The 12,797-nt window shown below is 66.8% G+C and carries 12 protein-coding genes; 6 read left to right on the top strand and 6 right to left on the bottom strand.

Annotation, left to right across the window (positions count from 1 at the left end; genetic code table 11):
• Positions 1-58: 58 nt before the first annotated feature.
• Positions 59-964 carry an adenosine deaminase gene (gene add / locus F0357_RS00525; protein ID WP_153477580.1) on the bottom strand — a complete coding sequence of 302 codons (906 nt, stop codon included), beginning with the start codon at positions 962-964 and terminating at the stop codon, positions 59-61.
• Between the two features lie 68 nt (positions 965-1,032).
• Here add and F0357_RS00520 point away from each other — a divergent pair, with 68 nt between their 5' ends.
• From F0357_RS00520 to F0357_RS00510, 3 genes are all read left to right on the top strand, one after another.
• A complete protein-coding gene (locus tag F0357_RS00520; RefSeq protein WP_153477578.1) occupies positions 1,033-1,581 on the top strand; it encodes a non-canonical purine NTP pyrophosphatase in 549 nt (182 codons plus the stop codon).
• Positions 1,574-2,386: an SIR2 family protein gene (locus F0357_RS00515; protein ID WP_153477574.1), complete on the top strand. Its 813-nt coding sequence runs from the start codon at positions 1,574-1,576 to the stop codon at positions 2,384-2,386. Before F0357_RS00520 ends, F0357_RS00515 begins: the two co-directional genes overlap by 8 nt.
• 384 nt (positions 2,387-2,770) lie before the next feature.
• Positions 2,771-3,535, top strand: a complete 765-nt coding sequence (locus tag F0357_RS00510) for an SDR family oxidoreductase (protein WP_153485846.1) — start codon at positions 2,771-2,773, stop codon at positions 3,533-3,535.
• A gap of 310 nt (positions 3,536-3,845) precedes the next feature.
• Here the strand turns inward: F0357_RS00510 and F0357_RS00505 are convergent, their stop codons facing one another.
• Entirely contained in the window at positions 3,846-4,292 is a 447-nt protein-coding gene (locus tag F0357_RS00505) for a helix-turn-helix domain-containing protein (RefSeq protein ID WP_153477572.1), read from the bottom strand.
• A 233-nt stretch (positions 4,293-4,525) separates the two neighbouring features.
• On the opposite strand from F0357_RS00505, the gene F0357_RS00500 reads away from it, so the two are divergent.
• Positions 4,526-5,695, top strand: a complete 1,170-nt coding sequence (locus tag F0357_RS00500) for an MFS transporter (protein ID WP_246161511.1) — start codon at positions 4,526-4,528, stop codon at positions 5,693-5,695.
• Here F0357_RS00500 and F0357_RS00495 read toward each other — a convergent pair.
• Positions 5,682-7,085 (bottom strand): aminotransferase-like domain-containing protein, encoded by a 1,404-nt coding sequence (locus F0357_RS00495; protein ID WP_153477567.1) that lies wholly within the window; start codon positions 7,083-7,085, stop codon positions 5,682-5,684. The two genes, F0357_RS00500 and F0357_RS00495, sit on opposite strands and share 14 nt — an antisense overlap.
• A gap of 120 nt (positions 7,086-7,205) precedes the next feature.
• Between F0357_RS00495 and F0357_RS00490 the strand changes: the two genes are divergently transcribed.
• Positions 7,206-8,069, top strand: coding sequence for a DMT family transporter (locus F0357_RS00490; RefSeq protein WP_153477563.1), 864 nt, complete (start codon positions 7,206-7,208; stop codon positions 8,067-8,069).
• Positions 8,070-8,078: 9 nt separating this feature from the next.
• On the opposite strand, the gene F0357_RS00485 is transcribed toward F0357_RS00490, so the two are convergent.
• Complete coding sequence (locus F0357_RS00485) at positions 8,079-8,780, bottom strand: helix-turn-helix domain-containing protein (RefSeq protein ID WP_153477560.1); 702 nt, start codon at positions 8,778-8,780, stop codon at positions 8,079-8,081.
• Positions 8,781-9,077: 297 nt separating this feature from the next.
• Here F0357_RS00485 and F0357_RS00480 point away from each other — a divergent pair, with 297 nt between their 5' ends.
• The gene (locus F0357_RS00480; protein ID WP_153477557.1) at positions 9,078-10,079 is read left to right on the top strand and encodes an aldose epimerase family protein; all 1,002 of its coding nucleotides are present in this window, start codon (positions 9,078-9,080) and stop codon (positions 10,077-10,079) included.
• A 90-nt stretch (positions 10,080-10,169) separates the two neighbouring features.
• Here F0357_RS00480 and F0357_RS00475 read toward each other — a convergent pair whose 3' ends face one another.
• Both F0357_RS00475 and araD1 read right to left on the bottom strand, forming a co-directional pair.
• Entirely contained in the window at positions 10,170-11,609 is a 1,440-nt protein-coding gene (locus F0357_RS00475; RefSeq protein WP_153477554.1) for an aldehyde dehydrogenase family protein, read from the bottom strand.
• Positions 11,610-11,699: 90 nt separating this feature from the next.
• Entirely contained in the window at positions 11,700-12,725 is a 1,026-nt protein-coding gene (gene araD1, locus F0357_RS00470; RefSeq protein WP_153477552.1) for an AraD1 family protein, read from the bottom strand.
• Positions 12,726-12,797 lie beyond the last annotated feature (72 nt).

Raw genomic sequence — 12,797 nt, 5'->3', positions numbered from 1 at the left:
CTCACCCGCATTTTTTGCGTCATCACGCCCCTCAGAAATAGACATCGAGTCGTTCGATTTATTTGAAAGATGCCGCTTTTGCCTGTTCAGTAATGTCTCCGGCCAAAAGACCGACGTTCGCCGCTAATCTGTATTCTTGCTCGATATCCGTCGAAAAGAACGCAGGGTCATCTGTTCCGAGCACCACAACGCACCCTGCAGCGGCTAGTTGGCTAACAGGATGTTCGTCGATCGAAGGATATAGGTTTAGGGCGAGGTTGCTCGTCAGACATACCTCGAGCGGCACTTTCGCGGATGCCAGTTGGCGCGTGACCGACTCCGATTCAACCGCCCGGATCCCGTGCCCCACGCGTTCCAGACCAAGTACTTCGATCGCATCGATGATGGTATCCGGCCCAAGGTGCTCTCCAGCGTGAGCTGTCGCCCGCAGGTCCTCAGATCGGGCGATGCGGAACGCCTCCTTGAACTCGCTAGCTACGAACATCCGCTCGTCCCCGGTGAGGCCGAAACCGACGAGTATGTCGTCTCGACGACTCGCAGCTATCGTCGCGGCCTGTATGGCGGATGCCGGACCTAAGTGCCGAACCGCGGTAGCGATCATTCGGCAATCTATACCGTACTCCTCCAGCGCTCGATCACGCGCAGAGGACAGAGCGGCGAGTTGGTCGTCGAAGGCTACGCCCACACGCATCAAGTCGGGCGGAGAAAGCATGAACTCGACGTAGGTCGCGCCGAGTTGCGCGGACCGAGCAAGATAGTCGTAAGCGACCTCCTCAAGATCCCGCGTGGTAACGATGAGAGACGCGATATGGTCATATGCACTAAGGAAAGAGGTGAAGTCGTGCCACCCATATCCTTTCTCCGCCCATGAGGCCACGTCGAGGTGAACCGAATTTCTCTCGGCAAGTTTGCGAGCCATCGTCGGAGTGATGGTGCCACGTAGGTGCACATGCAGATCTATCATAGACACTCGGCTTTCGAACTTGTAACTATGGTAGACGCTTGTCGGCGCGATCACGCTCGGAGTTGGACATGCGCGTCAGATTTCTATCCAGGAACGAATATAAGATTGCGGAGGCGTCCACTATATTAAAATCGGTGGGCGTAGAACTCGTCCCCGTGCACCTTCCGATCGACGAACTTCAATCGGATAATGTGCGGGCTATCGTGCGCAACAAGACACTCCGGGCCTTCCATCTTTTAGGATACCCTGTGTTCGTAGAGCAGACTTGCCTGTTCCTCACGGAACTGAACGGTTTTCCCGGAGGCCTTACACAGGTGTTCTGGGACACGCTGAGAAAAGAGCGCGTCGCACGCCTGTTCGGGGGCGGATCGGTGACCGCCAAAACCGAGATTGGGTATTGTAATGGACGGCAGATATCGTACTTCCAGGGTTCAATCAATGGCATCATCGCTCCGGAACCTAGAGGTGACGACAGCTTCCAATGGGACTGTGTCTTCATTCCCGAGGGGTATGAACAGACATTTGCAGAGATGGGCGAGAAAAAGAACGAGATTTCGATGCGGAAGCTAGCATTAGACGCATTTGCTGCTCATCTTGAGAGTAGCCGGCATGATTGAATCGCTCGCGGATTTAGTCTCTCGAAAGAAAGTTGTGTTGTTCGCTGGAGCGGGGCTGTCGGTTCCGTTGAATCTTCCGGACTGGTCAGGTCTGATCGTCCACATGGCCGGCGAACTCGGCTACGATCCAGACGTTCTGGCGCCGGACGGCGCTGACTACCTTCAAATCGCCGAGTTTTATAAACTGGAGCGCAATAGCATCGGCGAACTCCGTAGCTGGATGGATCGAAGCTGGTACGTTCCCGATGATCGACTTCTAAAGTCGCGCGTACACAATCAGATTGTCCAACTCGAATTTCCATTAATATACACAACAAACTACGATCGAAACATTGAGAGAATACACGAGCTTAGAGGTAAGCGCTTCACCAAGATTAAGTCTATGGTTGATATCGCTAACGCGCATCCCGACGCGACGCAGATCGTAAAATTCCATGGAGATTTCGATGATGACGAGTCCCTAGTAGTCACCGAATCCGACTATTTCGAGCGATTGCAATTCGAGGCGCCGCTCGATATCAAGTTTCGATCCGACGTTCTAAGCCGCAGTATACTGTTCATTGGCTATAGTCTGAACGATCTCAACATGCGCCTACTTCTCTACCGGCTCCATAAAATGTGGGAGAAAGCGGGCTTCGCCGCGCAGCGGCCTCCTTGCTTTATATTCCTGTTGCGGCCAGACCCGGTTCGCGAGCGTGTACTGGCAAGCCGCGGCATCCATCCGATCGTTTCGAGCTCTCCGAACCCCAGCACAGCGCTTGAAGAGATGTTCGACGAACTTCTCTCTTGCAGTAAAATAGCTTGAGGCCATAGCGCCAATGGCAGTTACGCGTGGTCAGCCAAGAGAACCCAGCGCGTCGTGATAAATCTGTCGTCCGCGGGTTTTCGGAGGCGGCAATTAAGCCTCCAACCATTGTGTGATTTGTCTTTCCCTCGACATGGATTATTTTTAGTTCAAGCCTTATCCGGCTTCGTTTTGCGAACCGCGCTTTCAAGCCTTTGAGGCTGCGCCCAGTTCTGTGCCGCTCCGCCTCCTCTCACATCGCCCGCAACAATCGGAGTGTCCGCATCGGGCCATCTCCCTACGGTCCGGTGGCGGCCCGGGCGTGGCCGCCGGTCGTCGGGGTTCGCGCGGGGCATGCGCGGGGCCGTCCGGCGGTCGTTCGAGGGACACATGCGGGACAATTCGATGCAGCATTTGATCGACAAGGTCGCCATCATCACCGGCGCGAGCTCGGGGATCGGTTACGAGGCGGCGAAGCTGTTTGCGGCGGAAGGGGCGCGGCTGGTGGTCTCCGGGCGCCGGCAGGCAGCGCTCGACGCGCTCGTGGCCGAGATCGCGGCGGCGGGTGGCGAGGCGGTGGCGGTCGCGGGGGACGTTCGCGACGAGGCTCTGGCGCGGCGGCTGGTCGAGATGGCGGTGGAGCGCTTCGGCGGGCTCGACGTCGCCTTCAACAATGCCGGGACGACCGGGCCGGCGGCCGCCCTGCCCGACCTTGCGCTCGACGATTGGCGGGAGGTCGTCGAGACCAATCTGACGGCCGGTTTCCTCGGGGCGAAATATCAGGTGCCGGCGATGCTCGCGCGCGGCGGCGGCGCGCTCGTCTTCACCGCGACCTTCGTCGGCCACACGATCGGCTTTCCCGGCATGGCGGCCTATGGCGCGGCCAAGGCCGGGCTGATCGGCCTCGCCCAGGTCATCGCGGCCGAGTACGGGCCGCGCAACATCCGCGCCAACGCGCTGCTGCCGGGTGGCACCGATACGCCGATGGGCCGCGCGGTCGCGAACACCGAAGAGAGCCGCGCTTTTGTCGAGGGCCTGCACGCCTTGAAGCGGCTCGCGCACCCCCGCGAGATCGCCCGCGCCGCCCTCTTCCTCGCCTCCGACGCCGCGAGCTTCGTCACCGGCACCGCGATGCGCGCCGACGGCGGCGTCTCCATCACCCGGACCTGAGGCGGGGGCGGCGCGGCGGAGGCACAGCAAAGGCGGCTCGGTGGTTCCGCGCCTCTGGCATCCGTCGATCCGGGCGGACTTCCCGCCATCGTCATCCCCGCCCTCGTGGCCACGCCGATCGCATATGGCGCGATCCGGGCGGTCGTGCCGTTCTCCCCGCACACGGGGAGAGGATGATCGGCAAAGTCGATCAAATGCGATGCCCCTGCCGTCGTGGCGGAGATCCAGGGGCGGCGCGCCCGGCGTTCTCGGCCCCTGGGTCCGGGAGCAGTCCGCGGAAGACGGCGGGCCGGGCGTTCTCGCCGGACGTTCAACCGCCGGCCCGCACCGCGGCAGGCTTGCTCCGGCGGCTCCGGGGTCGCCCACCGCGTCGGCCGGCGACGTCTACCAGCCGGCGGAAGGTCGGGCATTCGAGGTGCGACGGGGCGGGACATTCGGCGACGTGACGGAGCGTGTCGCGCAGGGCCGTGAGCTCGCGGATCTGCCGGTCGATTGCGTCGGCCCGGGCGTGAAGCGCCGCGCGCGGCACGTCGGGCACGCCGTCGCGGCCGAACATGCCGGCGATCTCGGCGAGCGAAAAGCCGGCCTGCTTGCCCATCGCGATCAGCTTGAGCTGGAGCAGCACCTCGGGCGGAAATTGCCGCCTGAGGCCATGGCGGGAGACCGCGGAGATCAATCCCGCGGCCTCGTAATGGCGCAGCGCCGAGGCCGTCAGGCCGCTCGCCGCGGCGACCTCTCCGATATCGAGAAATTTCATCCTTGACCTCAAGTCGGCTTGAAGTGGCAAGCCTGCCTTCGATGCGGTTTTCAAGCAAGAGGGCGACGATGAAACAGTCGGATGCGACGGACGTGGAGGCGCCCGGTTCGGCGCCGATTTCGGGCGCGGCGACGCCGGCGGTGCACGGCTCCGGGCCGCACGGTCGGGCAGCGGGTCGAGGGCCCGGTGGGGCGCCGGCGGCGCGGTGGACGGGGATCGCGCTCGCACTCGCGATGCTGCTCGCCTCGCTCGGCACCAGCATCGCCAACATCGCGCTGCCGGCGCTCGCGGCTGCCTTCGCCGCCCCGTTCGCCGCGGTGCAGCCGGTCGTCGTCGCCTATCTGGGGGCGCTGACGATCGCCGTCCTCGTCGCCGGCCGGCTCGGCGATGCGCGCGGACTGAAACCGATGCTCGTCGCCGGACTCGCGGTGTTCGGGCTCGCGTCGCTCGCCTGCGCGCTCGCGCCGAGCCTCTCGCTCCTCGTCGCCGCGCGGGCCCTCCAGGGCATCGGCGCGGCCTTCATGATGACGCTCGCGATGGCCCTGATGCGCCAGATGGCGGACCCGGCGCAGGTCGGACGCGCGATGGGGCTCCTCGGCACCGTCTCCGCGCTCGGCACGGCGCTGGGGCCGGCCCTCGGCGGGCTCCTGATCCCCCTCGCGGGATGGCGCGGCGTGTTCGCGGTGCTGGTTCCCCTCGCCGCCCTCGCCTTCGGGCTCGCCGTGACGACACTGCCCGCCGGATCGTCTGCGGCCAAAGCCGGGGCGGCGCGCCCGCGGGGGACGCTCGACCGGGCTCTCGCGGCCAATCTCGCCGTCAATCTCATGGTCGCCGCCGTGATGATGACGACGCTGGTGGTGGGGCCGTTCTACCTCGCCCTCGGTCTCGCCTTGACGGCGACGCAGGTCGGTCTGGTGATGACGGCGGGCCCGATCGTCTCGATCGTCACCGGCGTTCCCGCGGGACGGCTCGTCGATCGGTGGGGCAGCGTTTCCGTCCTGCGTCTCGGCCTCGCTCTGCTCGGCGTCGGCGCCGGTCTCCTCGCGGTCCTTCCGGAAGCCTTGGGCGTCACCGGCTATCTCGCCGCGATCCTGGTTCTCACGCCGGGCTATCAACTGTTCCAGGCCGCCAACAACACGGCGGCGCTCGGGACCGTCGCCGCGGAGCGGCGCGGCACCGTCTCCGGCCTCCTCACCCTGTCGCGCAATCTCGGTTTGATCGCGGGCGCGTCCGCGATGGGCGCGGTCTTCGCGGTCGGGGTCGGGACGGCGGATTTCGCCCGTGCGAGCCCGGCGGCGATCGCCCACGGCCTGCGGCTCACCTTCCTCGTCTCCGTCGGCCTGATGGTGATATCGGGCGGGCTCGTCGCCGGCTCGCGGGCGGCGCGCCCTACCCGCCTTTGAGCGCGTCGCGCAGCACGGTTAAGACGCGCTCGTCCGCCATCTGCGCGACGTTGAAGCGCAGGAAGGCGCCCGCCGATTGGGAGACGCTGAAGACGTTGCCGGGCGCGAGGATCACGCCGTCCTTCACCGCCCGCTGCGCGAGGGCGGCTGACTCCCGGCCGTTCGGCAGGCGGCACCAGAGATAGAAGCCGCCCTTGGGCATCAGCCAGGGCTTGATGCCGAGGCTCGCGAGGCGATCCGCCGCCGTCTCGCGGGCATGGGCGAGCCGGCGGCGCAGGTCCGCGAGGTGGCTGCGGTAGAAGCCGCCCGCCAGGATGCCGGCGACGAGTTCGGCGGCGACGGGGCTCGGTCCGGTGAACTGGGTGGCGATCTGGAGGTCGATCAGCCGCTCGATCCAATCGGCGCGGGCGGCGATATAGCCGCAGCGGATCGAGGCCGACAGCGTCTTCGAGAAGCTGCCGATGCGGATGACCCGATCGAGCCCGTCGAGGATGGCGAGCCGCGGCGACAGGCTCGGTTCGAAATCGGCGAAGATGTCGTCCTCGACGATCGTGGTGCCGTGGGCCGCCGCGGCGGCCACCACCCGGTGCGCCGTCTGCGGTGTCAGGGTGGCGCCGGTCGGATTGTGAAGCGCGGAATTGGTGACGTAGAGGCGCGGGCTCTCGGTGGCGAGCAGCCGCTCGAAGGCGGCGAGGTCCGGCCCCGCCGGCGTGAACGGCACCCCGACGATGCGCACCTGATGGGCGCGCAGGAGCGCGCGGAAATTGAAGTAGCAGGGGTCGTCGACGACGACGCAGTCGCCCGGCCGCAGCATGAGCCGGCAGATCAGGTCGATCGCCTGCGTGCCGGAGCCGGTGAGCAGGATCTGGTCCGCGGTGACCGCGATGCCTTCGTCGGCGAACCGGGCGAGCAAGAGCCGGCGCAAAGCGGGGGATCCCCGCGTGCCGCCATAATCGGAGAGGATCGCATCGTCGGCGCGGCCGAGCGCCCTGAGGCCCTTGCGGATCGCCTCGTTGGGCATCCATTCGGCGGGCAGCCAGCCACATCCGGGCTTGAGGGCCGACGGATCGGCATCGAGCGATTGACGCGAGACCCAGAACGGATCGACGTCGCGCTCGCGCGCGCCACCGGCCTCCGCGAGCGCCAAGGGCGGCGGTTCGCTTCCGGTGACGTAGAAGCCCGAGCCCCGCCGCGCGCGGATCACCCCCTCCGCCTCGAGCCGGCCGTAGGCCTCCACGATCGTCGACGGCGAGACGCTCAAGGTGGCGGCGAAGCGGCGCACCGACGGAAGGCGGTCTCCGGGCGCGAGCGCTCGGCTCGCGATGCGCGCCAGGATCGCCTCGACGGCCGCGTCGGTGCGCCGCGCCGGCCGCCCGTTCCCGTCCGTCATGCCGGCGCTCCCCAACTGTATCGCTTAACGAAGCCATACACTTTCTTGGAATTGTATCGAAGCGTTTCTTCGCTCGCCGGACCGCACCCCTTAACCCGAGACCAGCGAAAGGGAGCGGCCATGACACGGAGCACAGCGGGATGGGGCAGCGGCCTCGTCGGCGTCGTCATCTTCAGCGGATCGCTGCCGGCGACGCGGGTCGCGGTCGCGGATTTCTCGCCGGTCTTTCTCACCTCGGCGCGCGCCGTGATCGCGGCGCTGCTGGCGGCGGGCTTCCTCGCCGCGCTGCATCAACGGCGGCCGGCGAAGACGGACCTCGCCTCGCTCGCGGTCGTCGCCCTCGGCGTGGTGGTCGGCTTTCCGCTGCTCACGGCGCTCGCGCTTCGCCACGTCACCGCGGCGCATTCGATCGTCTTCATCGGGCTGCTGCCGCTCGCGACCGCGATCTTCGGCGTCGTGCGGGGCGGAGAGCGCCCCCGGCCGGCGTTCTGGGTGTTCTCCGTCCTCGGCGCCGCGACGGTGCTCGCGTTCGCGTTGTCGCGCGGTGGCGCGGGCGGTTCGCTCACGGGCGATCTTCTGATGGTCGGGGCGATCGTGGTGTGCGGGCTCGGCTATGCCGAGGGGGCGCGGCTGTCGCGGCGGCTCGGCGGCTGGCAGGTCGTTTCCTGGGCCCTCATCCTCGCCCTGCCCGTGATGGCGGCGATCGCTGCGCTCGCGCGGCCGGAAAGCTGGAGTGCGATCGGCGCCCCGGCATGGCTCGGCCTCGCCTATGTCTCGATCTTCAGCATGCTCGTCGGCTTCGTGTTCTGGTATCGCGGCCTGGCGCTCGGCGGCATCGCCGCCGTCGGCCAATTGCAGCTTCTCCAGCCGTTCATCGGCTTGCTGCTTGCCGCCATCGTCCTGCACGAGGCGATCACCTGGACGATGTTCGCCGCGAGCGCCGTCGTGGTTCTGCTCGTCGCGGGAGCCAAGCGCTTCGCCTGAAAGCGTCCGTCAACCGTCGATCTGCAGCGCGCCGAGGGTGACGCTCGCATTGGCGAAGCGCACCAGCGACCGCACATTGTGCTCGAAGATCGCGACGATCTCCGGCCGTTGCAGGACGCCTGCCGCCAGCCGGTAGCCGCCGCGCGGATCTTCCTGGAGCAGCTTGTCCGCGACCATCTCCTTGATTTTGCGCCGCGTCGTCTCGCGCGGCAGTCCCGTCGCCTCGGCCACGGACAGGGCGCTGCACGGCACCTGCATCTCCGCCGGCAACGCAAGACGCAACGACGCGAATTCCCCGAGCGCGTCCGGGTTGTTCGCCACGATCGGTGCCGTCGCCAACGAGATGGTGTGGAAGATGATCACCTTCTGGAGGTCGTTCCCGACCACGCCGACATAGGTTTGCCAGAAGCGCAGAACGAAATCGGAGAAGTGATAGGCGAAAATCCGGGAGATTTTATCGTACCGCTCGCTGTTCAAAGCGATCGTGGGAGACTGATCCTGACGCATGACGAAGACCCTCGCCGAAGACGCAACTGAGTAGAATGAAGCGAGATACGGTAGGCTAAAGACGCGCGGGATGCGGTGCGGAGGCGGGCCGCATGCGACCGGACGCATCGGAGGCAGGCGGCGCAGATTTTGCGCGAGGTGCCCATGAGTTGTAAAGGGCCCGTCCGAGCCGCCCGCCGTGTCGTCGGGACGCCGAAGCGCCACTCGTGCCTATGCCTCGCTCACACGGAACCCATCGAGTCCACGCGCGAGCCAGCCTCTGGCGAGCCCATCGCGGCGCGGCATCGAGATCCACGGCGCCCCCTCTCGTTCGCCGTCATGGGCCCTTTTCCGGGCGCGCCGACCGGGCCTTGGAACATCGCCTCATCCTGCAACCGAGGCGTTTGCAGTGCGGCATGACAGGCCGGCGGGATCGCTTTATGAGGGGCCCAAGGGTCGATCGCGGGCGGGCGTACCCATGGATATCGAGGGCCGGCCGACGGACCGGCAAGGGAGACGGCGATGACACGTCAGGTTGTGGGATCCTTCGAAGGAAACCCGATCGAGGAGATCACCCTCACCGCTCCCGGCGGGGCGCAGGCGAAGGTGCTGACCTACGGTGCGATCCTGCGCGATCTGAAGGTTCCGCTCGCCGACGGCTCGCTGCGGCGCGTGGTCGTCGGCTTCGCCGATGTCGGCGCCTATCTGCACAATCCCGGTTTCGTCGGCACGACGGTCGGGCGCTATGCGAACCGCATCGGCAAGGGCCGCTTCCACATCGACGGCCATGAATACACCGTGAGTCGCAACGAGGGCGAAAACCATCTGCACGGCGGTGTGCAGGGGTTCTCGCACAAGCTCTGGCGGCTCGTGTCGGCGGAGCCGGACAGCGTCACGCTCGCCTTGACGTCACCGGACGGCGACCAAGGCTTCCCCGGCACTCTCGAGGCGACATGCGTCTACCGTCTGCTCGATCCCGGCACGCTCCGGGTCGAACTGACCGCAACCACGGACGCGCCGACGCTCTGCAATCTCTGCAATCACGCCTATTTCACGCTGGAGCCGGGACGCGCGATCCGCGACCTCACGCTCCAGGTCGCCGCGCAGCATTATACGCCGGTCGATGCGGGCCTGATCCCGACCGGCGAGATCGCCCCCGTCGCCGGCACGCCGTACGATTTTCGCCTCGCGCGCCCGATCGGCGACGAGGCACGCTACGACCTCAATTTCGTCATCGACCGTTCGGAGCGGGGCCTGAAGCACGCCGCGACGCTGAGGTCGCCGCGGGACGGTCTCGTGCTCGAGGTGTGGACCACCGAACCCGGTCTCCAGCTTTATGACGGCGGTGGCCTAGGCGCTGAACCGGCGGGCCTCGACGGTGCGATCTATTTCCCGCACGCCGGCGTCTGCCTGGAGACGCAGCTCTTCCCCGACAGCCCGAACCAGCCGGGCTTCCCTTCCCCGCTGCTCCAGCCGGGGGATGTCTACGAGCACATCACCGACTACCGCTTCGTCGCGGGCTGACGCAGACGGAGCGTGGGCCGAACGGTTGTCTCGGACGGTCTTACGAGGACGGCGCCGCCCGCTGGGCGGCGCCTCCGTGGTTGCGCGCCCTCAGGGCAGTTCGTAGGCGGTCTTGACCGTCGTGTAGAACTCGCGGGCATAGGTGCCCTGCTCGCGCGGCCCGTAGGACGAACCCTTGCGGCCGCCGAACGGGACATGGAAGTCGACGCCCGCGGTCGCCAGATTGACCATCACCATGCCCGCCTCGGCATTGCGCTTGAAGTGCGCGGCGTGCTTGAGGCTCGTCGTGGCGATACCGGCGGAGAGGCCGAACTCGGTGTCGTTCGCGACCGCCAGCGCCTCGTCGTAATCGCGCACCCGCACGACGGCGGCGACGGGGCCGAAAATCTCCTCACGCGCGATGCGCATGGTCGGCGCGACGTCCGTGAAGAGCGCGGGGGCGAGATAGAAGCCCTCGGTCTCGCGGTTCAGCCGCTCGCCGCCGAAGGCGAGTGTCGCGCCCTCGTCCCGCCCGATGCGGATATAATCGAGATCCTGATCGAGCTGCTTCTGGTCGACCACCGGGCCGATGTGGGTGCCGGGCTTCAGGGCATCGTCGATCACGAGGGCGGCGAGCCGCTCCTTCAGCGCCGCGACGAAGCGGTCGTGAATGCCCTCGGTGACGATCAGCCGGCTCGAGGCCGTGCAGCGCTGCCCGGTCGAGAAGAAGGCGCCGTTGAGCGAGCATTCGACGGCGGTGGCGAGATCGGCGTCGTCGAGCACGACGAACGGGTTCTTGCCGCCCATCTCGAGCTGGAGCCGGGCGAAATGTCCGATCGCCGTCTTCGCGACGTGGCGGCCGGTCGCCACCGATCCGGTGAACGAGATCGCATTGACGTCCGGGTGCTCAAGCAGCGCCTGACCGACCGTCGAGCCGCGTCCCATGACGAGATTGAAAGCGCCGGCCGGGAGGCCCGCCCGGGCGAGGATGTCGGCGAGCGCCCAGGCACTGCCCGGCACCAGATCGGCCGGCTTCATCACCACGGTGTTGCCGTAGGCGAGCGCCGGCGCGATCTTCCAGGCCGGAATGGCGATCGGGAAGTTCCACGGCGTGATGAGGCCGACCACGCCGACCGGCTCGCGGGTGATTTCGACCCGCACGCCCGGACGGACCGAGGGGACCAGCTCGCCCGCCTGACGCAGGCATTCGCCGGCGAAGAAGGCGAAGATCTGGCCTGCCCGCGTCACCTCGCCGATGCCCTCCGGCAGCGTCTTACCCTCTTCGCGCGACAGCAGGCGGCCGAGCTCTTCCTTGCGGGCGAAGATCTCGTCGGAGACCTTCTTCAGGATCTCGTAGCGCGTATAGACGTTGCTGCGCGACCACGCCGGAAAGGCCGTTTTGGCGGCGGCGACTGCGGTCTCGACGGCCGCCGCATCACCCTGGGCGTAGTCGCCGATGATGTCGGCGACGTTCGAGGGGTTGACGTTCGCGGATGCGGCCGAAGCCTCGATCCACTCGCCGGCGATGAAATTGCGATAAGGGGCCGTCATCGTTCGTCTCCTTGAGCGCCGGTGGACCGATCCCCGGCCGCGCCGCCCGTGGCGGCGCTTATCCTCTCCCGGCCATCCTGCCCGGGCGCTTCAGAGAACGCGCACCGACACGGACGGCGCGGGCACGATGGCGAGCGGATTGGCGAGGGGCAAGCCGAAAGGTTCCGCCTCGATCTCGAACACGTCGCCGGGCTCGGTCCGCACCCCGTCCGAGAAGCTCAGCGTCGCCGTTCCGAAATAGTGGACGTGGAGATCGCCGGGGCGGCGGAACAGGCCGTATTTGAAGTGGTGCGCCTCGAGGTTCGCGAGGGCGTGGCTCATATTGGCCTCGCCCGACAGGAACGGCTTCTCCCAGAGCGTCGTTCCACCGCGGCGGATGCGCGAGGTGCCGCGGATGTCGTCGGGCAGCGCGCCGACCAGGATTTCCGGGCCGAAGCTGCACACCCGGAGCTTCGAATGGGCGAGATAGAGATAGTTCTCGCGCTCCGTCACATGGTCGGAGAATTCGTTGCCGAGGGAGAAGCCGATGCGCCACGGGGCGCCGTCGGGGCCGATGATGTAGAGGCCGACGATCTCCGGCTCCTCACCGCCGTCGAGGGCGAAGGACGGCGATTCGAGCGGCGCGCCGGGGGCGGCGATGATCGAGCCGTCGCCCTTGTAGAACCATTCCGGCTGCACCCCGACCTCCCCCGCCGGCGGCTTGCCGCCTTCGAGGCCCTTGCGAAACATCTTCATCGAATCGGTGAGATCGTCCGCCGCCTTGAGCTTGCGGTGCATCTGGTCCCGCCCCTCGGCGCTGCCGAGGTGCGTGAGCCCGGTGCCGGTCACGTAGAGGTGGGCGGGATCGGGATGATCGAGCGGGGCGAGAACGCCGCCCGCCGCGGCGAGCGCCTTCAGATCGACGTGTTCGAGCTCGGCCGCCCCGGCGCGCAGATGCACCTCCTCGGTGAGCGTGCGGCCGGCGCCGATGGCGGAGACCGCGAGATCCTGCACGGAGATCACGCCGGGCACGATGAAGGAGACGCCGTCGCCGCCGGTCGCGACCACCCGCCGCCACCCTCCCTGGGTGCGGATCTGCGCAAGGCGAAGCGGCGCGCTGACGCTGACGGTGCTCATCCTGGTCCTCTCCCGATCTTTTTGGTTCGAGACCATAGGCGGCCCGCGTCATAACCGTCCAATTCGGAATGC

Origin of the sequence: Segnochrobactrum spirostomi, from assembly GCF_009600605.1 — a bacterium.
GTDB lineage: Bacteria > Pseudomonadota > Alphaproteobacteria > Rhizobiales > Segnochrobactraceae > Segnochrobactrum > Segnochrobactrum spirostomi.
The sequence above is the reverse complement of the archived record's forward strand: the minus strand, read 5'-3'. Positions and strand labels throughout refer to the sequence as shown.